The organism is Enterococcus sp. AZ050 (genome assembly GCF_051715085.1).
Classification (GTDB): Bacteria; Bacillota; Bacilli; order Lactobacillales; family Enterococcaceae; genus Enterococcus; species Enterococcus faecalis.
This window is the reverse complement of the sequence record NZ_JBIOTC010000001.1, coordinates 521316-540897: the sequence shown is the minus strand read 5'-3', so window position 1 is coordinate 540897 and position 19582 is coordinate 521316. Positions and strand designations below refer to the sequence as shown.

Annotated in this window: 18 protein-coding genes; 15 read left to right on the top strand and 3 right to left on the bottom strand. The window is 36.1% G+C overall.

The window, feature by feature from the left end; all coding sequences use genetic code 11:
* Positions 1–63 precede the first annotated feature (63 nt).
* The 3 genes from murC to IGJ04_RS02685 all read left to right on the top strand — a co-directional run bounded on the left by murC (position 64) and on the right by IGJ04_RS02685 (position 2762).
* Positions 64–1401: a UDP-N-acetylmuramate--L-alanine ligase gene (murC, locus tag IGJ04_RS02695; protein ID WP_002357163.1), complete on the top strand. Its 1338-nt coding sequence runs from the start codon at positions 64–66 to the stop codon at positions 1399–1401.
* A 196-nt stretch (positions 1402–1597) separates the two neighbouring features.
* Positions 1598–2083: a MaoC/PaaZ C-terminal domain-containing protein gene (locus tag IGJ04_RS02690; protein WP_002357164.1), complete on the top strand. Its 486-nt coding sequence runs from the start codon at positions 1598–1600 to the stop codon at positions 2081–2083.
* Positions 2076–2762, top strand: a complete 687-nt coding sequence (locus IGJ04_RS02685) for a Bax inhibitor-1/YccA family protein (protein ID WP_002357165.1) — start codon at positions 2076–2078, stop codon at positions 2760–2762. The genes IGJ04_RS02690 and IGJ04_RS02685 overlap by 8 nt, the downstream gene beginning before the upstream one ends.
* A 188-nt stretch (positions 2763–2950) precedes the next feature.
* On the opposite strand, the gene IGJ04_RS02680 is transcribed toward IGJ04_RS02685, so the two are convergent.
* From IGJ04_RS02680 to IGJ04_RS02670, 3 genes are all read right to left on the bottom strand, one after another.
* Positions 2951–4753: a glycerophosphoryl diester phosphodiesterase membrane domain-containing protein gene (locus IGJ04_RS02680; RefSeq protein ID WP_438839872.1), complete on the bottom strand. Its 1803-nt coding sequence runs from the start codon at positions 4751–4753 to the stop codon at positions 2951–2953.
* 100 nt (positions 4754–4853) lie between these two features.
* Complete coding sequence (locus IGJ04_RS02675; RefSeq protein WP_002383106.1) at positions 4854–5462, bottom strand: TVP38/TMEM64 family protein; 609 nt, start codon at positions 5460–5462, stop codon at positions 4854–4856.
* A 221-nt stretch (positions 5463–5683) separates the two neighbouring features.
* The gene (locus IGJ04_RS02670; RefSeq protein WP_002381774.1) at positions 5684–6058 is read right to left on the bottom strand and encodes a VOC family protein; all 375 of its coding nucleotides are present in this window, start codon (positions 6056–6058) and stop codon (positions 5684–5686) included.
* 196 nt (positions 6059–6254) lie between these two features.
* Between IGJ04_RS02670 and IGJ04_RS02665 the strand changes: the two genes are divergently transcribed.
* From IGJ04_RS02665 to agaS, 12 genes are all read left to right on the top strand, one after another.
* Complete coding sequence (locus IGJ04_RS02665) at positions 6255–7616, top strand: Nramp family divalent metal transporter (RefSeq protein ID WP_002360069.1); 1362 nt, start codon at positions 6255–6257, stop codon at positions 7614–7616.
* A gap of 107 nt (positions 7617–7723) precedes the next feature.
* Entirely contained in the window at positions 7724–8248 is a 525-nt protein-coding gene (gene rimM, locus IGJ04_RS02660) for a ribosome maturation factor RimM (RefSeq protein WP_002360070.1), read from the top strand.
* Entirely contained in the window at positions 8238–8978 is a 741-nt protein-coding gene (gene trmD, locus IGJ04_RS02655) for a tRNA (guanosine(37)-N1)-methyltransferase TrmD (protein WP_002381776.1), read from the top strand. The genes rimM and trmD overlap by 11 nt, the downstream gene beginning before the upstream one ends.
* 143 nt (positions 8979–9121) lie before the next feature.
* Positions 9122–9469: a 50S ribosomal protein L19 gene (gene rplS, locus IGJ04_RS02650; protein WP_002357176.1), complete on the top strand. Its 348-nt coding sequence runs from the start codon at positions 9122–9124 to the stop codon at positions 9467–9469.
* Between the two features lie 1012 nt (positions 9470–10481).
* Positions 10482–10835, top strand: a complete 354-nt coding sequence (locus IGJ04_RS02645) for a hypothetical protein (protein WP_438839871.1) — start codon at positions 10482–10484, stop codon at positions 10833–10835.
* Positions 10832–11155, top strand: a complete 324-nt coding sequence (locus IGJ04_RS02640; protein WP_438839870.1) for a hypothetical protein — start codon at positions 10832–10834, stop codon at positions 11153–11155. The genes IGJ04_RS02645 and IGJ04_RS02640 overlap by 4 nt, the downstream gene beginning before the upstream one ends.
* 381 nt (positions 11156–11536) lie before the next feature.
* Positions 11537–12925 (top strand): MFS transporter, encoded by a 1389-nt coding sequence (locus tag IGJ04_RS02635; protein WP_010707478.1) that lies wholly within the window; start codon positions 11537–11539, stop codon positions 12923–12925.
* A 42-nt stretch (positions 12926–12967) separates the two neighbouring features.
* Entirely contained in the window at positions 12968–15028 is a 2061-nt protein-coding gene (locus IGJ04_RS02630) for an LTA synthase family protein (protein ID WP_438839869.1), read from the top strand.
* 500 nt (positions 15029–15528) lie between these two features.
* A complete protein-coding gene (locus IGJ04_RS02625; RefSeq protein WP_438839868.1) occupies positions 15529–16374 on the top strand; it encodes a glycosyltransferase family 8 protein in 846 nt (281 codons plus the stop codon).
* Complete coding sequence (locus tag IGJ04_RS02620; RefSeq protein ID WP_438839867.1) at positions 16364–17266, top strand: glycosyltransferase family 8 protein; 903 nt, start codon at positions 16364–16366, stop codon at positions 17264–17266. The genes IGJ04_RS02625 and IGJ04_RS02620 overlap by 11 nt, the downstream gene beginning before the upstream one ends.
* A 385-nt stretch (positions 17267–17651) precedes the next feature.
* Positions 17652–18383, top strand: a complete 732-nt coding sequence (locus IGJ04_RS02615; protein ID WP_002360115.1) for a GntR family transcriptional regulator — start codon at positions 17652–17654, stop codon at positions 18381–18383.
* Positions 18384–18394: 11 nt separating this feature from the next.
* Positions 18395–19567: an SIS domain-containing protein gene (agaS, locus tag IGJ04_RS02610; RefSeq protein ID WP_002398374.1), complete on the top strand. Its 1173-nt coding sequence runs from the start codon at positions 18395–18397 to the stop codon at positions 19565–19567.
* The last annotated feature ends 15 nt before the right edge of the window (positions 19568–19582 follow it).

The following is a 19582-nucleotide window of genomic DNA, read 5'->3' as shown; positions in this document are numbered from 1 at the left end:
TCGTATGATTGAAATTTTTTTAAAAAAGGTATGTTTTATATAGTGACAGAGAAGAGGATTATAATGGGAAATCAAGAGAACAAATTATACCATTTTGTCGGAATTAAAGGTTCTGGCATGAGCTCATTAGCGTTGGTCTTACACCAAAAAGGCTACAACGTTCAAGGATCAGATGTAGAAGAGTATTTCTTTACACAACGGGATCTTGAAAAATCAGGTGTCCCTATTTTACCATTTAATGCAGATAATATTGATAAAGACATGATTGTTATTGCTGGAAATGCTTTTCCAGATACCCATGAGGAAATCGCCCGCGCCATCGAATTAGGCGCAGAAGTAATTCGTTACCACGATTTCATTGCTCGTTTTATCGAACCCTATACAAGCATTGCTGTAACAGGGTCACACGGGAAAACAAGTACGACTGGTTTGCTAGCACATGTATTAAGTGGTATCAATCCAACTAGTTATTTAATAGGTGATGGCACTGGCCACGGCGAACCAGATGCTGATTTCTTTGCATTTGAAGCGTGTGAGTATCGCCGTCATTTCTTGGCTTATTCACCAGATTATGCGATTATGACCAATATCGATTTTGATCATCCAGATTACTACAAGAGCATTGAGGACGTTTTTTCAGCGTTCCAAACAATGGCTCATCAAGTCAAAAAAGGAATTTTTGCTTATGGTGATGATAAGTATCTTCGTCAGTTAGAATCAGAAGTGCCAGTTTATTATTATGGCGTCAGTGAAGAGGATGATATCCAAGCACGAAATATTCAACGAACAACGGAAGGCTCATCTTTTGATGTTTATCACAAGGATGATTTTGTAGGTCATTTTGTCTTACCAGCATTTGGCCATCACAATATCATGAATGCGCTAGGTGTGATTGCTGTGGCTTATTTTGAAAAACTTGATATGCAAAAAGTCGCAGAAGAAATGCTAAGTTTTAAAGGTGTAAAACGTCGTTTTAGCGAGAAAAAAGTCAGTGACATGATTATTGTTGATGATTATGCGCACCATCCAGCTGAAATTAAAGCAACGATTGATGGCGCTCGTCAAAAATATCCTGACAAAGAAATTATTGCTGTCTTCCAGCCACATACATTTACACGAACAATTGCCTTAATGGATGAATTTGCTGAAGCACTGGATTTAGCAGATGAAGTATTCTTATGTAATATTTTTGGCTCTGCGCGTGAAACACAAGGCGAGGTACGCATTGAAGATTTAGGTGAAAAAATTCAAAAAGGTGGACAAGTAATTACCGAAGATAATGTGTCACCTTTACTAGATTTTGAAAATGCAGTGGTGGTCTTTATGGGCGCTGGCGATGTTCAGAAATTTGAACAAGCTTACGAAACATTACTAAGTAACACAACTAGAAACGTTTTATAATAAAAAGAAACAAAATCGGGACAGGGGTATCTGGCTTCAAAAAATAAGAAGCTGCTCCTGTTCCGTTGTTTGTTTTTAAAATCTAGCATGGTAGATAAGTTGGTTTTGTTTAAACATCCTTTAAAGACTACTTTTTAACTTGCCTTTTAAGTACATTTTGGTACAATTATCTTATCAATAACGGAGGTGTACTAATTTGAATATCGGAAAACCGAGAAAATTAGGCAAAACCATCGAAGATATCGAAGAGGGAGATTCGTTGTCCTTGACAGAGTCAATTGAAGACAAGGACTTATTACTTTACTTGGGCTTGACCAATGATGCGAATCCTTTATATATCCAACATGATTATGCCCAAAAAACAGAATATGAAAAACCAATCGTACCATCAATTATGCTGATGGGAATTATCACTAGTGCGATTTCAAAACATTTACCAGGACCAGGTTCACATGTTGTGAATTTCTCTGTGAACTTTGTGGAACCCGTTTTTCATTACGAAACATTGACTTTCCAATTAGAAGTAATCAAAGTCGACAAAATGAAAGATGTGATTACCATTTCAGTTGAGGCTGTTAATGAGCAAGAAAATCGCGTGTTAGATGCAGTGGTGATGGTTCAACCACCCCAAGTGACGATTGATGAACTAACAGAGAAAGAAGGGACTTTAACTTATGAATAATCAAGAGTATATCCAAACTGGCACAGGTTTGAATAAATTTTATGCCAAAATTTACGGATTTTTAGCGTTAGGAATTGGTATTAGCGCAATCATGGCTTATGCAATGACAACTGTCTTTTTACCCGTTCTAGCTACTTTATTCCAATCAAGCTTAGCTTTTTGGATGATTTGGCTTGTTGAAATTGGCTTAGTTTTATATCTAGGCGCAAAAGCACAGAAGAATCCAACCATTGCGATTGCAGGATTTGTTGCGTATGCATTATTAAATGGTGTCACTTTATCCGTGACGTTATTAATGTATACTGGTGGAACAGTGGCCGGCGCATTTTTAAGTGCAGCAGCTACCTTTGGCGCGATGTCATTAGTAGGTGTCTTTACGAAGAAAGACCTATCAGCAGTTGGTCATGCCGCTTATAGTGCCTTAATCGGAATTATCATTGCGATGTTGCTAAATATGTTCCTTTTACACAGTAATGCTGTAGAATTCTTTATTTCCATTTTAATGGTTCTAATTTTCTCAGGGATTACTGCTTATGATAACCAACGTATACGCCAAGTCTATGCGCAAACAGGTGATCAAGCAGGTACTGGGATGGCCGTTTTCTTCGCATTACAATTATACCTTGACTTCATCAACTTATTCTTAGCTTTCTTAAGAATTTTTGGTAAAAACAACTAACATGAACGTAAAAGAGGTCGGGACAGAAGCGTTTAATTCCGAGAAATAAGAAGGAATTTCCGAAAATTGTTCTTTAATTTTTGGATAATTCCGGCTTATTTCCGAAGGAGTTGCTTCTGTTCCCGCCGTTTATCAGTTTTTGAGCGTGGAGCAAAAATCCAAAGTGATTTTTGTCCCACGCTCTTTTTTTAACCCATTCCAATAGCGAAATTCAACAGTTTATCGGAGTATGTTGGATTTTCTAAATCGGTTTTCATTGTTTCGTTCAGTAGACTGAGCTGATCGGTAATGATGCCATCGACGCCATAAAAAATCATTCGTGTCATAACATCTTCATCATTTGCTGTCCAAGCATAAACCTTTTTCCCATCATGATGAGCGGCATTTACAAAGTTACGATTCATTGTACTGTATTCCATAGTAAAAAAGTCAACTGGCATTTTAGGCGGTCCCACAATGTTGAAAGGAATAACGTAGCCTACATAAAAGCGTGGTTCTTCTTTCTTTAAGGCCATCGCCGTATCATAGGTTAAGGTATGAAGGATATGGCCGTTTTCTAAAATATTTTCACGGTATTGTTTGACAAAGCGCTGTACTAAATCAGGGCTATCTTGAGGCGTGGTTTTGATTTCAATTAATAAACGTTGTTTTAATTGATTGGCTTTGGCTAAATAATCATCGAAAGAAACCATTTTAGCAGTTTGACCATTTTCTGTGACATTCATATTCGTTAATTCTTTAAGTGTTAATTGATTCGGTCGTTTATTAACGCCCGTTAACGCCCGTAAATTAAAATCGTGCATGACAATAAATTGATGGTCTTTGGTTTCTTGAATATCCATTTCAACATAATCAGGTTTTGCCTTATTGGTCTCGATTAAAGAGTCCAAGGTGTTTTGAACGCCATTGTTACCATTAACACCACGATGGGAGATGGTAACCGGTTTTCGGTCAGGTGTATGACTTAAGTAATTCGTATTATAGGTGCCTACACCAATTCCGAAGATGATTGCAATCAAACAAAAAAGAACGACTCTGAAGGTGGTCCATTCTACCCGAACCTCTGATTTCGGGGTGAACCATTCTGGCGTGTCAGGCAAAATCCCTTCATCCTCCATATCATCAACAATAATGTAAAAAATAGCAACACTAGACAACACCAAGTTTAAGAGCATCATAACCTGAAGGAGCGTCATAGCGATGACAGCGCTAGGTAAAGACCACTCAGGTTTAAACGTTTCGACGGCGGTTTGACCTAAAAATATCAAGAAATAGCCAGCCGTAAAAATCCCTAAAACAGTTCCACCAATGATAATAAATTGTCCTAAAATCTGGAAAAAGCGTCGCTTTGTAATTTGACAACTACGTTTTAAAGACTCACGAAAACCAACATCACGTAAAATCAACTCTGGAAGGGCAAAAGCAAGTCGAATCGCTAAATATAAGATAATCAGTTCTAACAATACGAAACCAATAATAATAATGACGCGATTTGCAAAAATAAAATCTAAGATAAAGGCTGGAATCTTAACTCTTGTTAATAAATAAGAGCGGAAGGTTAACCCACTTAATGGTAAAATCAAAAAGAAATATGCCAGGAAAAACAGAAAGGTAATTCCTCGAACTTTTTTGATCTGAAGCAAGGTGCCGTGCAATAATTGCGTTAGAGTAATTGGTTGCTTTTTCTTAATAAAATAAACACTAAGCAATAAAAAGGTAAATTCAAAAAAGAGCGCCAGTAAAATTAACAGCCCAATTAGTAGAAAAGTCAAAAGGACATAGGGATGTTGCGTAGCAATTGCCCCTAAGTTATCGTAGGAAATATAATCAATCCCACCTTCTTTGAGTACCAATTTGGACAAACTTGTCAATAAAGGCAATAGAACGAATAACATAAATCCGTGCATCAAGAGCACGTCGCGAAAATACGCCGTTGTTCCTTTAAGAAAATCTACCGTATTCACAATACTATTTTTAAAATAACTAAACATCAAAAGTCCCCCAGTTTCTACCAAAATTCCATAATAAAAGGACTAAATCAAACTGACACAGGCAGAGTTTTGATTTAGTCCGTTCGCTTTTTTATTTATTTTACATTCCCAGTAAGCTAGTTAAAAATGTACCGCCATAAATTAACGCAAGACTATATAAATAGATAGAAGCAGGTTTTGCTAATAAAATAATCAGAGTAAATTTTTTCACAGACATTTTTGTTAAACCGGCCATTAAACAAAGCGCATCATCCGGTGCAATCGGGAAGAAAATTGCTAAAGCAAACAATCGTTCAAAACGTTTTTCATTGTCTAACCAACCGATATACTTGTTATATGTTTTATCACTGACAAGGCTCATAATGAATGGTTTCCCATAATTACGACCTAATAAGAAAATGATAATAGAGCCAAGTGCAATACCAACGTAATTATAGACGAAGCCCATTGTTGGCCCGAAAATCAAGACCCCTGCAGCACAGCTAACACCACCAGGAATAATCGGAATAACCACTTGAATAATCTGAATTAACATGAAAATAATCGGACCGAGAATGACAGATTGCCCTACTAGTCCTCTTAGTGCATTGATGTCCTTGAAGACACCTAATCGGATAAAATAGATGGTTGCAATTATGGTTGCAACAATGCCCAAAATGGAAATAATATTAACAATTTTTCTAGATAGGGTAACACTCACATTTCTCATCTCCTTTAGTTATACTCATCGTACTTTTAGTATATAACTTTTTATCAATAAAAAACATCGTTTGTTCTTTCTGCAAACGAACAAAGTTGTAAGATACACATCATTTGATAAGTTTATTATACAAAAAAAGAGACAGAAAAGACATCCTACTTAAGACCCATTCTGCACTGATCTTTCGAAAGAGAGTAAAAGAAACGAAAGTGGCGCATTTTTTAGTAATATTATAGAGGGGCAAAGAGTGAAATTAAATTTGCATCCACGTCTTTAATGATTGCGTATCGTTGGCCCCAAGGTGCATTCCAAGGTTCTTTAAAAACAATGTAACCAGCTTGGCTCATTTTTTTCACGGTGTTATCAACTTCTGCGGCCGTTTCACAAAGAAAAGCAAGTTCGATTTTATCGCCTTGCTGGCTAGGCGCAAACCCATAGACACCAGTAATCATTTGTAGTGAATTTAAAGAAATCCTGACGCCATTGTTTTGTAATTCTGTGTAATCGGGCGAAGCTTCTCCCAGCACGTTAAAACCTAGCGTTTGGTAAAAAGAGAGTGCTTGTGTCATATCGTTGACGATAATACCGACCATATCTAACTTCATCCTCATAACCTCCGATCTATGATAAAATAAGTGTAAGGGATTTTTTGGTAAAAACCAAACGATTTATAGCGAAAGTGCTTAAAAAATTAGAATGTAACAGTTTACAACGAAGAATAAGAAGACTATAATTATGTTAACTAGTTTTAGGTGTACCTAAAAGTGAAATGTGTGAACAAGATAGATTGAGGGATGTTGGATGAAAGAAAAGAAAACGGAAAAAATGCTTAATTATGCAAATGGACCTAGTTTAGAAGAGATAAATAATACCGTCGAGGTACCTAAAAACGCAAGCTTTTGGCGAACTTTGTTAGCCTATAGCGGACCTGGCGCTTTAGTGGCTGTTGGTTATATGGATCCAGGAAATTGGATTACGTCAATTGCTGGCGGAGCGGAATATAAGTACACGTTACTTAGTGTGATTTTGCTTTCTAGTTTAGTTGCCATGTTACTACAAAGTATGGCTGCGCGCTTAGGAATCGTGACAGGAATGGATTTAGCCCAAGCGACTAGAGAGCATACAAGTAAACGAACGGGCGTTGCCTTGTGGGTGGTGACGGAGTTAGCCATAATGGCAACAGATATCGCTGAGGTAATTGGTGGTGCCGTTGCTTTGCAATTATTATTTGGTTTTCCATTATTAATTGGTGTGTTGATAACAACGTTTGATGTTTTATTACTTTTGCTACTGACAAAGTTAGGCTTTCGCAAAATCGAAGCAATTGTTTCTTGTTTAATTGCAGTCATCTTTTTTGTTTTTGCTTATGAAGTGGCATTAGCAGATCCAAATGTTGGTGAAGTATTACGAGGTTTTATTCCAGACACAAAAATAGCGACAGATAAATCCATGTTATTTTTAGCCTTGGGAATCGTTGGAGCGACAGTCATGCCTCATAACTTATATTTGCATTCTTCCATTGCGCAAGCTCGGAAATTTGATCGTAACGATGATGCTGAGAAAGCCAAAGCAATTCGTTTCACTACTTGGGATTCAAATATTCAATTAACTGTCGCTTTTGTCGTAAATTGTTTGTTGTTAATTTTAGGAGGAGCATTATTTTATGGAACCAACAGTGAATTAGGTAAATTTGTTGATTTATTTGATGCTCTGAAAAATCCAGATATTGTTGGTAATATTGCTAGCCCAGTGTTAAGTATTCTTTTTGCAATTGCTTTACTGGCTTCGGGTCAAAATTCAACGATTACAGGTACGCTGTCAGGACAAATTGTAATGGAAGGCTTTATCCATTTAAAAATGCCGTTGTGGGCACGACGAGTGTTAACTCGTTTGTTAGCAATTGTGCCAGTCATTATCTGTGTCATTATTTATGGCGGTAGCGAAACGGCTGTTGAAGACTTGTTGCTTTATACGCAAGTTTTCCTAAGTATTGCTTTGCCAGTGTCGATTATTCCTTTAACGATGTATACAAGTGATAAAAAATTAATGGGCCAATTTGCGAATCCAGCGTGGGTGAAATTTTTAGCTTGGATTATTGCAATTGCCTTGACGTTATTGAATTTATTTTTAATTTATGGCACATTAACTGGTTTAACGAATTAATAAAAACAAAGGCTGACTAGAAAAGTTGGCCTTTGTTTTTTCATAGAATTTGCGCGTAAGAAATGGTAGAATAGGAAAGATGAAATACAAGGAAGAGAGGCTTTCACGTGACAGATTATTTAAATGTAGGAAAAATTGTGAACACACAAGGAATCAAAGGGGAAGTTCGGGTCATTTCGAAAACGGATTTTCCAGAAGAACGTTATCAAAAAGGGGCAACGTTACTGCTATTTCAAGAGAAAAAAGCACCAATTGAATTGGTCGTGAAGTCCCACCGCAAGCATAAGAATTTTGACATTTTAAGCTTTGAAGGACATCCAAATATCAATGATGTTGAAAAATATCGTGACGGTATTTTAAAAGTTGCAAAAGACAATCTCGCTGAATTGGCAGAGGACGAATTTTATTATCACCAAATCATTGGTGCCACTGTTTATGATGAAACCGGTAGTGAACTGGGAAAAATTAAAGAAATTTTATCTCCTGGTGCGAATGATGTGTGGGTCGTCCAACGACCAAAGAAAAAAGATTTACTTTTACCGTATATTGAAGGCGTTGTTACAAAAGTCGATGTCGAAAATCAACGGATTGATGTGGACATTCCAGAAGGATTGATTGACGATGAGAATTGATGTATTAACTCTTTTTCCTAGAATGTTTGAAGGACCAATGGGGGAATCAATTATTGGGAAAGCTCGGGAAAAGCAGTTATTAGAATTGAATGTCTCTAATTTTCGCGATTTTTCAGATAACAAACACCAAACGGTCGATGATTATCCGTATGGTGGTGGCGCGGGGATGCTTTTAAAAGTACAACCGATCTATGATAACCTAAAAGCAATTGAAGAAGAGACAAACCAGCAACCAAAACGGGTCATCTTATTAGATCCAGCAGGAAAACCGTTTAATCAAAAAATGGCCGAGGAATTTTCACAAGAAGAACATTTAGTTTTTATTTGTGGACATTATGAAGGCTATGATGAGCGAATTCGCACGATGGTTACAGATGAAGTTTCATTGGGGGATTACGTTTTAACAGGGGGCGAATTAGGCGCAATGGTCATGATTGATGCGACAGTCCGTTTATTACCTGATGTCTTAGGTAACAATCTTTCTGCACAAACGGATTCACATTCCACTGGCCTATTAGAGCACCCACAATATACCAGACCTGCTATTTTCAACGATATGGAAGTCCCTGCCGTGCTAACGAATGGTAACCATAAATTAATTGCAGAATGGCAACTAAAAGAATCATTACGACGGACCTTTTTGCGTCGACCTGACATGTTGGAATCAGTAGAAATGACGCCTGAAATGTTGAAGTTATTAGAAGAAATTAAACAAGAAGAGCAAAAATAAGGGAACTTTCAAGAAAATTCTCTTTACAGCTTATTTTGTCTGTGGTAAACTAATTTGGTGAGTGCAATGCGCTCTAACTATTACAATATTCCGCTGTGGCAGAAGTGACCATAAGAATATTTGGGAATAAGGAGAAGGATAAAATGAATCCATTAATTCAAGAATTAACACAAGAACAATTACGTACGGATATTCCTGCGTTCCGCCCTGGTGACACTGTTCGCGTTCATGCGAAAGTAGTCGAAGGTACTCGTGAACGTATCCAGTTATTCGAAGGTGTTGTAATTAAACGCCGTGGTGCTGGAATCAGCGAAACTTATACAGTACGTAAAGTTTCAAATGGTGTTGGTGTGGAACGTACATTCCCATTACACACACCACGTGTTGCTCAAATTGAAGTGGTTCGCTACGGTAAAGTACGTCGTGCAAAACTTTACTACTTACGCGCATTACACGGAAAAGCAGCTCGTATCAAAGAAATCCGTCGTTAATCTTTACTATTCGACAAACGAACACCCTCTTGCTCAGCAAGAGGGTGTTTTTGTGTGTAATTAAGTGGAAATTCACTTTGACTTTTTTTTGAAGTCACATAAGTGTGAAAATTAGGTTTTTGGACAATGATTCAGAAATCTTTTGAAAATTGAAGGTGTGAGGAAATTTAGAAAGATAAAAAGAGGGAGTACTGAAAACCAAAATTTCAGTTAAGTGCTTGGATCAAGAAACAAAAACTACGTTAGTTTGTCAATATCAGTTGAAATTGGAGAAGAAGCAGAATGGGGTGATAGTATTGGCAAATCAATTATTCAGGGCCATAGTTACAGGATTTTTGTCTTTTATATTCAATCAAAAAGAAATAAATACAAAGAGCACAGATAAGTATTTTAGCAAGTAACCAATAAATAGCAGGACTGTTGGTGCTATAAGAATACAAGAAAATAGTAGTAAACTTAATTAAGAATCGTTTGCTATTTAAATAGTGTTCTTTTCCTTTTAAAATATATACGATAAAATAAGTATATTAATTGTAAAAGGACATGATAATTATGGAAGAATTAGAATGGAATAATTTTTATGTTTGCTATAGTTTTGAGGGTAGTGATTCTTTTAATAACTGTCAAGATAGTAGATTACTTTGCGAATACTCCTGAAGTACAAATACAGAGAAAACTTCCTGAGTTTGAAAAAGTGCCACCTTATGATCCAAGAGATAATTCATTTCTGATACAAATTATTCTTTAAGTAGGACAACGACTAAGTTTATTTACCAAACCATTACAATAAGAAAAGGTGCAAGTATACCTAATTACTATTGGTATGATGATGGTCAATTTAGAGGAAATCTAAAACTTCAACGTTGGCAAGACTACGGAGAAGATCCAAACATAAGAGGATATATCTGTACTTATGGAGGCTACGTTACCAATGGTTCAAGCACGGCGCAAAGAATTGTCGATATTAATGAACAATAGCTATTCTAACTTTATGTAATAGGAGGGAGTAATCATGAAAAAAATCGGGTATTTTAGTTGTATTATTTTTTTCATGTTTTTGGTAGGTTGTAGTAATAACAAAAAAGAAAACGGCAATCTTTTGAATGCCAGTTCGTTTCCTTTAATACTCACCACGATTATTGAAAAGGAAGAAGACCTAACGAAAGGTTCAATTTTTTTCAACAAGGACAAAACCATGACGCTTGAAAAAGAATATTTAGTTAATCCCAATAATGAAGATACAAAAAAAACAAGTAGAACAGAAAAAAAGGTATATAAAAATATTAAAATACAAGAAAATAAAGAGAGCTATGAAATTACAGGTCAATTAAACAAGAAATTGAGGAAGAAGGCTTCACCTGTTTGACCAACTATCCATTTCTATTTTTGCCGCATCACTTAGATCATTTAGAAGCTACCAAGAGTGTGCTAGAAATGTTGCAATTAACAAGTCCGCTTGTTTGTTGCTACGATACGTTGATGCTTACTCGTCTCATTGAAAAAAGTAAAGGAGTTTATGCGGTAATCTCTCTTCGGAAAGAACAACTGCAGGAAATTGATTCTAAACTCTTCTTTTTACCGATTGAACGAAAACAAAAATTTTATTTATACCGAAATGTTTCCAGTTCGGTTTTTGTCCAACCTGGTCAAATCAAGGCAACTTTACAAAAGTTGCTAGAGACTTAGCCATTAAAATTACTTTGGAATAGTTACCAAAAATAGCTTTATTCGCTTAGATTTACTTCTGCTGCGGATAAGGTTATTTTTGATGTTCATTGTTTAAAAGAGATGCTCAATTATGGGACTGTTCGATATTTCTGAACGGAATGTTCAATTATTTAATAACTTAAGAATCGATAAATCGTATCTATTACGGTTCAATTTAAAAGGGTTCTGGTGTATAGTTTGGCTATCTAAAGATTTACTTTTTTAAGTATAAAATAACTAAATGGCAAGCAATATAAAGAACTGTTGATACGTGAGTACTTGCGATAATCGTGTCGTTAGAAGTTTAAGTGTCATTGTTGCTTTTCCTGTTTTATGTAGTTGCTAGAAAGGACTGTTTTTATGATCGATAGAAAAAAAGTTATTTTGTATACTTGTTGCATGAGTTTGTTTGTAGTGACCATGGATGTTACGGTTGTCAATGTGGCGTTACCATCCATTCAAAGTGATTTTCACACGAATCTGTCTACATTACAGTGGGTAACAGATGGGTACACTTTAATGGTAGCATCCTTATTATTGTTATCTGGGTCTACAGCAGACCGAATTGGCCGTAAACGAGTCCTTCAATTGGGCTTAGCCTGTTTTGGTTTAGCGTCTTTCCTATGTGGGATTTCGCAAACCCCAGGGCAATTGATTGCGTTTCGCATGTTGCAAGGGATTGGTGGTTCTATGTTAAATCCGGTAGCAATGTCTATTATTACACAGGTATTTACCGAAAAGTTAGAACGTGCGAAAGCAATTGGCTTGTGGGGCTCTGTTACAGGGATTTCCTTAGGCATGGGCCCGATTATTGGCGGACTAATTGTTTCTTATTTTAGCTGGCGGTATGTCTTTTTTGTAAATGTACCGATCATTGCTGCGGCAATCATCCTTACACAAAAGTTTGTACCTGAGTCAAAAGTAGAGAAAACGGTGAAAAATGATTTTGTTGGTCAAGCATTGATGATTCTTTTTCTATTTAGTTCTATCTATTCCATTATCGGACTACCTAGAAAAGGGCTTTTCGCGCCAGATATTTTAAGTACTGGGATAATCGGCTGCTTAGCCATTGTCATTTTCTTTATTTATGAATATAACATTGACAATCCGTTAATCAACCCGCGCTTCTTTTTATCTATTCCATTTACATCGGCTTCTTTTTTAGCTATTTTTGGCTTTATCATATATAACGGCTATTTATTTTTAAACACGCTATATTTGCAAGAGATGAGAGGCTTCAGCCCGTTGGAAGCTGGCTTATCAACCATTCCTTTGGCTTTTGTTAGTTTTCTTGTTGCACCGAGAGCTGGCGAAATGGTAGGGAGAATAGGAACGAAACGTCCTATTATGCTTTGTGGTATTTCAATGTTGGCTGTTAGCTTTTTACAATTATTTGTAACTAAAACAACGCCTATGATTATTTTATTTGTTATTTATATCTTTTTAGGCATTGGGTTTGGGATGTTAAATTCACCGATTACCATTACAGCGATTGAAGGAATGCCACTTTCTCAGTCAGGAACGGCAGCAGCCATTGCGGTGACATGTAAGCAAATTGGCAATTCTTTAGGGGTTGCGCTACCAAGTCTTTTAATTACAAAGCCTATTACTAGTTCGCTTACTCGAACACCTTTTACAAACGTATGGCTTTTATTTGGATGTTGCGCCATTGCGATTATCTTTTTAAGTTATTTATCCAATTCTCCGCTAGCGAAAAAGTCATTGCGCAGAGTTAGGTTTTATTTTTAACAAATCAAGATTTTTTTTGAAGGGAAAGGAAGACAAACTTAGATGAAAAAAATAAATAACCGATTAGGACTCTTTTTATTTTTTGTTTTACTCTTTTGGGCAAAAACGATTCTGGCGTATTACCTAGATTTCTCATTGGGCGTTAAGGGCAGTCTCCAGCGAGAAATTTTATGGTTCAATCCAGTTGCTACTACGCTGTTATTATTTGGCTTTAGTTTGTATTTTAAAAAGCATAAAACATTTATGCTTAGCTTAACTCTTTTAAATGTTTTAAATACATTAATTTTATATTTGAATATTATTTTTTATCGTGAATTCACTGACTTTATTACCATCCAATCTGTTTTTGGCTTTTCAAAAGTTTCAGAAGGGATTTCTGGTGATTTACTTGCTTTAATGAGAGTCCACGATGTCTTTTATTGGCTAGATACTTTAGTGCTGCTCGTTTTGGTATTTTACTCTTTTAAACAGCGACGGAATCATCAAGTCTTTGTGACCAAACCTATCAACAGAAGATTGGCGATCTCAATTAGTTGTTTAAGTGTTTTGCTCTTTTCGGTTAACTTATTTTTAAGCGAAACCGATCGTCCTCAATTGCTTCAAAGAATTTTTGACCGTAATTATATTGTAAAATATCTTGGCTTGGATGCATTCACAGCCATCGATGGTGTCAAAACAGCCATGTCAAATGAGATAAGAGCAGAAGCTAGTTCAAACGAATTACCTGAAATCATGAAATTTACCAAGCAAAACAATTTACCGCTTAATCCACAGTATGCCGGAATTGCCAAAGGAAAAAATGTATTTGTGATTCATTTAGAAAGTTTTCAACAATTTTTGATTAATATGAAAGTCCAAGGCCAAGAGGTTACACCGTTTTTAAATCAGCTCTATCAAAACAAAGCGACAATCAGTTTTGATAATTTCTTTCATGAAGTAGGGCAAGGAAAAACGAGTGATGCGGAGAATATGTTGGAAACAGGAACATTCGGGCTCCCGCAAGGCTCTCTTTTTACACAATTAGGATCAGACAATACTTTCGAAGCGGCTCCTGCAGTTTTAGGACAAAAAGGCTATACAACCGCTGTTTTCCATGGGAATGTGGGGAGTTTTTGGAATCGGGACCATGTGTATAAAAACTTAGGTTATCAATACTTTTTTGATCGGTCATATTTTTCAAAAGATGACAAAATGCTAGGTTACGGTATTTTAGATAAACAATTGTTGCGTGAATCAGCTAGTGAGCTTGAGCATTTACAGCAGCCATTCTATGCGAAGTTTTTAACTGTGACCAATCATACCCCTTATTATACGGATGACCAAAACTTCCCGTTTCCTAAATTGAACACAGGCAATTCGATTGTGGATGATTATGTTCGAACAGCGCACTATTTGGATCAATCGCTAGAACAATTTTTCCATTACTTGCAAACAACAAGTTTATACAATCATTCTATTTTTGTTATTTATGGTGACCACTTCGGTATTTCAGATGCGAACAACAAGGACTTATGTAAAGCCTTCAACCGCGATCCAAAAACGTGGACAAACTATGACAATGCGCAATTGCAAAGAGTACCTTTGATGTTTTACATGCCAGGCTATACGCAAGGGAAAATCATGCACGAATATGGTGGGGAAATTGACGTTTTACCGACACTGTACCATCTTTTAGGTGTCGATGATAAAAATTATATCCATTTTGGCACGGACCTTTTATCTCCTCAATATAAACAAGTGGTTCCTTTTAGAAATGGCGATTTTGTAACGCCTCAATTTTCTTATCTAGGTGGGGAAATCTACAATAATCAAGGAAAAAAATTAGACCAAGTTCCAGCAGAGTTAAAAGCAGAAGTCACGAAAGATAACGATTGGGTGAAAAAATCGTTAAGTTTATCTGACAAATTAAATCAGGAAAACCTTTTACGTTTTTATAAACCACAAGGATTCCAAGAAGTGCAACCAAAGGACTACAACTATGATGTGGCTTTTGAAAAAAACAAAGTCTTAGAAGTAGAAAAACAAAAAAATGCACAATCAACCAGCTTGTTTAGTCAAAATGGCAATCAAACGACAGTCCAAAATTATCCGACTACGCCATAGATCATTTAAGAAGGATAACTTTTGGAAGGGAAAGAGAATCATATATGAAGTGAAAGAGGTCAGAACAGAGTCGTTTATTTTCGAAGCAATTGGTTCTGTTTCCGCCATTTATCAGGTTTTGAGCCTGGAACAAAAATCCAAAGTGATTTTTGTCCCAGGCTTTTTCGCTCTTTTATTGAGTAAGAAGTCAGTTTAGAATTTATATTAAGTTTCGCTGTACATTTTAAAATTACCATCAACAGAAAATACAACAGGCGAATTTTTAGATAAAAAAATTAGTAAAACAAGTATTAAATAAATAGTATTTTTGAGGATAAAGTAAGAGAAATGTTGTTTTTTTAATAGTTGTTAACGGAAAACAAAATTATTTTATAGCCATAAAATATATTTTTATTATAATTATATTATAAAATAATGAGCATATGATTTGCAGGTAAGTTTTTCAGGGCCTATTCTGAATAGGAACTTAGCTATAAAAATAAAAGAGGAGAGTGGTTTTGATGAGAAAAAATCAGAAGATTGTGCCAATTGTGACAGCTTCAGACGAAAATTATGCTCCTTATTTGAATGTAATGATGACAACTGTTTTAGAAAATTGTCATGCGGAGAGACCTGTTCATTTTTATGTGATTGATGATGGGCTGTCGCTATCTAGCAAAAAAGCACTCCAAGAAACGGTTAGTAGTAACTCACAAAATGCGACTGTTGAATTTCTAACAGCAGACAAAGAAGTCTATCAAAATTTTTTAGTGAGTGATCATATTACAACGACCGCATACTTACGCATTTCTTTACCGTCACTTTTACAAAAATATAGCTATAAAAAGGTTCTTTATTTAGATGCAGATACGCTGGTTTTAGATGATATTGTCCAGTTGTATGATACGCCATTAGTGAACCAAACGATTGGTGCGGTTATTGATCCTGGTCAAGCATATGCCTTGAAACGTTTGGGCATCGATTCCTCCGATTATTATTTTAATTCAGGAGTTATGATGATTGATATTGACCGATGGAACGAGAAAGCAATCACGCAAAAAACAATTCAGTATCTAGAAGAAAATGGGGACCGCATAGTTTATCATGATCAAGATGCTTTAAACGCTGTTCTTTATGAAGATTGGCTAGCTCTAGAACCAAGATGGAATATGCAGACGTCTTTAGTTTTTAATCGTCATGAAGCGCCTAATGAAGCCTATCAAAAATTATATACAGCGGGAAATCAAGAGCCAGCGATTATTCATTTTACTGGACACGATAAACCTTGGAATACGTTAGAAAATCATCCTTATACAGCTCTTTATCTAAACAAGTTAAAGAAAGTAGGTGCAAGAAATGGAAAATAGAAAAGAATTAGCGATTGTCTCCTGTTGCAATACCAACTTTGTACCGCATCTTGCTGCTATGTTTGTTTCAATTTTAAAAAATAGTCCTTCAGCAGCAGCTGTTCATTTTTATGTGATTGATGACAATATCAATTTTGAAAGCAAGCAACTACTGTATTTTACGATTAAACATACCCAAATCAATGCAGAGTTAACATTTTTAAAAATCAACCCCCATTTTTTCAAAAATGTTGTAACCAGTGAACAAATTCCCAAAACAGCTTACTACAGGATTGCTATTCCAGAGCTGTTTAGAGGAAGCCAGATCGAACGGCTGTTGTATATGGATTGTGACATGATTGCCTTAGATGATGTCGCAAAATTATGGACAGTTGATTTAGGTGAAAATATCATCGCCGCTGTTGAAGATGCAGGGTTCCATCAACGTTTGGAAAAAATGGCGATTCCTGCAGAATCTATGTGTTATTTTAACTCAGGCTTGTTGCTAATCGATGTTAAAAAATGGTTGAATTTAGATGTAACCACTAAAGTCTTAAGATTTATTGAAGAAAATCCAGATAAATTACGTTTCCATGATCAAGATGCATTGAATGCGGTTTTACACGACCGTTGGACCCTGTTGCATCCTAAGTGGAACGCCCAAGGTTATATTCTGTCAAAAGCGAAAAAACATCCAACTATTTATGGAGAAAAACAATATGAAGAAACGAGAAGAGCACCATCCATTATCCACTTTACTGGCCATGTCAAACCTTGGACGAAAGAATTTCAGTGGTATACCAAGCGTTATTATGATCAATATGCGAATAGGACGGCCTTTCGTTGTGTCAACACATTCAATCAATATTTATCTTATACGAAAATTAGCAGAAGGATTGAATATGCTCGATAATGAATATTGTCATGGATTTCGTAAAATCAGTTACTTGTTAGTTGTTGCCAGAACCAAACAATAGAAACGAAGAAGTCGGGATAGAACTGTTTTTCAGATTTTGAGTATGAGACAAAAATTTAAAGTGATTTTTGTCTCATACTCTTTTTTGTCTATTTAAAATAAAGCCAGCAACTGGTATCATATTTAAGGATGGTTTTTTATAAAAAAATGATTTCTTGAGGAAAAAAATATTACAATAAAGAAAAATAAAAAAATGTAAACGTTATCATTTCAAGGTTATAGCGGTATGAAGATATTTATTAATACTTTTTATTGACAAAATAAAAAAAACCACCGTACTATTGGTTTGTGGTTATAACCAGTTAGGGTAAAGGAGAAAGTTATGGAAAATGCCTTTAAAAACAAAGCTTTGTATCATCAACTTGTTGATTTGCTGCAGGAACGAATCGAAACATGCATGATTCCTCATGACAAGTTGCCCTCTGAACGTGAATTGACTGCACAATATGGAGTGAGTCGGACGACGGTCCGGTTAGCGCTACAAGAACTAGAAAATAGAGGTTCCATCTATCGTCGTCATGGCAAAGGAACATTTGTTTCAGATATAAAAAAAGAGGCCGCTGATTTAGCTGGCGCATATAGTTTTACAGAACAAATGAAAGGGCTGGGTCGAAAACCACATACCCGTATATTATCCTTCGAAAAATTGGAAGCGGATAAATTTATTTGTCAGCATTTGAATCTTTCGTTAGGAGAGGCAGTTTTTAAATTAAGTCGGTTGCGGATTGCTGATAACGAGCCATTAATGGTTGAAGACACATACTTGCCTGTGAAATTTTTCTTATCACTCACGGATCAATTACTACGTAGCAAGCCATTATATGATCTATTTTCGGAAGATTTTAAGCAAACCGTTCGTTTAGCTGATGAAGAATTATACGCTAGCATTGCGTCAAAAGAAGATGCCAAATTATTGATGATTCCGGAAGGAGCGCCAGTCCTTCATTTAGCACGCCAGACATATAACATGAAAAATGAAATTATTGAATTTACGTTGAGTGTGGCACGAGCAGACCAATTTCATTATCAGATACGCCATATTCGGAATAGTTAGGAGAGTTAAGTATGTTTACAGCAGAAAAAGAAGAACTAGAACAACTAGGAGCGGAAATCACGACACGTGAAATTCGTCAGCAACCTGAGCTTTGGCAAGAAACCGTGACACTTTATCATGAAAATCAAACAGCTTTGGAAAACTTTTTAAAAGAAGTCCAAGCCAAAGCGCAAGGAAAACGAACAAGAGTAATTTTTACAGGAGCAGGGACTTCGCAATATGTCGGTGATACGGTTGTACCTTATCTCCGAGCACACGGCGACACACAAGCCTTTTCATTCGAAAGTATTGGAACAACGGATATTGTGGCCAAACCAGAAGATTATCTGATTAAAGACGAACCAACATTGCTAGTTTCGTTTGCAAGAAGTGGAAATAGTCCTGAAAGTTTAGCGGCAGTTGAAGTAGCTAATCAAGTGGTTGAAACAATTCATCATTTAGCGATTACTTGTGCCGAAGAAGGACAACTGGCACAAATAAGCCAAAAAGAAGAAAACAGCTTTTTATTCTTAATGCCAACACGTTCCAATGATGGTGGTTTTGCGATGACTGGTAGCTTTTCTTGCATGACTTTGGGTACATTACTACTCTTTGATCAAACAGCCTTTGAGCAAAAACAAGATTATGTAAACGCTCTAATTAAATTAGGTGAAGAAGTGCTATCCCGTGAAGAAGAATTAAATGAAATTGTTAACCTTGATTTTGAACGCATTGTTTATGTTGGTTCTGGAAGTTTAGCTGGTTTGACAAGAGAAGCGCAATTAAAAATCTTAGAACTAACAGCCGGCAAAGTTGCCACAATTTTTGACTCTTCTATGGGCTTCCGTCATGGACCAAAATCATTTATTAATGAAAAAACAATAATGTTTGGTTTTGTTAATAATACACCATACACAAGAGATTATGACTTGGATATCTTAGAAGAAGTTCACGGTGACGAAATTGCGGCGGGTGTTTTTGCGATTGCTCAACCTGGCAAACGTAATTTCTCAGGTTCAACTATTGAATATTCCGCAGAAACTGCTCTATTACCTGATGGCTATTTAGCATTAGCAGATATCATGGTAGCCCAAACAGTCGCACTTTTAACATCTATTAAAGTTGGAAATAAACCGGATACCCCTTCACCGACAGGTACAGTGAATCGTGTGGTTAAAGGTGTAACGATTTATGACTATAAATAATACAACATTTGGAGG

Bases quoted from the DNA above. Each gene is read 5' to 3' on its own strand.
- murC (WP_002357163.1), top strand. From the start codon at position 64: ATGGGAAATCAAGAGAACAAATTATACCATTTTGTCGGAATTAAAGGT.
- IGJ04_RS02685 (WP_002357165.1), top strand. From the start codon at position 2,076: ATGAATAATCAAGAGTATATCCAAACTGGCACAGGTTTGAATAAATTT.
- IGJ04_RS02680 (WP_438839872.1), bottom strand. From the start codon at position 4,753: ATGTTTAGTTATTTTAAAAATAGTATTGTGAATACGGTAGATTTTCTT.
- IGJ04_RS02675 (WP_002383106.1), bottom strand. From the start codon at position 5,462: ATGAGAAATGTGAGTGTTACCCTATCTAGAAAAATTGTTAATATTATT.
- IGJ04_RS02670 (WP_002381774.1), bottom strand. From the start codon at position 6,058: ATGAAGTTAGATATGGTCGGTATTATCGTCAACGATATGACACAAGCA.
- IGJ04_RS02665 (WP_002360069.1), top strand. From the start codon at position 6,255: ATGAAAGAAAAGAAAACGGAAAAAATGCTTAATTATGCAAATGGACCT.
- trmD (WP_002381776.1), top strand. From the start codon at position 8,238: ATGAGAATTGATGTATTAACTCTTTTTCCTAGAATGTTTGAAGGACCA.
- rplS (WP_002357176.1), top strand. From the start codon at position 9,122: ATGAATCCATTAATTCAAGAATTAACACAAGAACAATTACGTACGGAT.
- IGJ04_RS02645 (WP_438839871.1), top strand. From the start codon at position 10,482: ATGAAAAAAATCGGGTATTTTAGTTGTATTATTTTTTTCATGTTTTTG.
- IGJ04_RS02635 (WP_010707478.1), top strand. From the start codon at position 11,537: ATGATCGATAGAAAAAAAGTTATTTTGTATACTTGTTGCATGAGTTTG.
- IGJ04_RS02630 (WP_438839869.1), top strand. From the start codon at position 12,968: ATGAAAAAAATAAATAACCGATTAGGACTCTTTTTATTTTTTGTTTTA.
- IGJ04_RS02625 (WP_438839868.1), top strand. From the start codon at position 15,529: ATGAGAAAAAATCAGAAGATTGTGCCAATTGTGACAGCTTCAGACGAA.
- IGJ04_RS02620 (WP_438839867.1), top strand. From the start codon at position 16,364: ATGGAAAATAGAAAAGAATTAGCGATTGTCTCCTGTTGCAATACCAAC.
- IGJ04_RS02615 (WP_002360115.1), top strand. From the start codon at position 17,652: ATGGAAAATGCCTTTAAAAACAAAGCTTTGTATCATCAACTTGTTGAT.
- agaS (WP_002398374.1), top strand. From the start codon at position 18,395: ATGTTTACAGCAGAAAAAGAAGAACTAGAACAACTAGGAGCGGAAATC.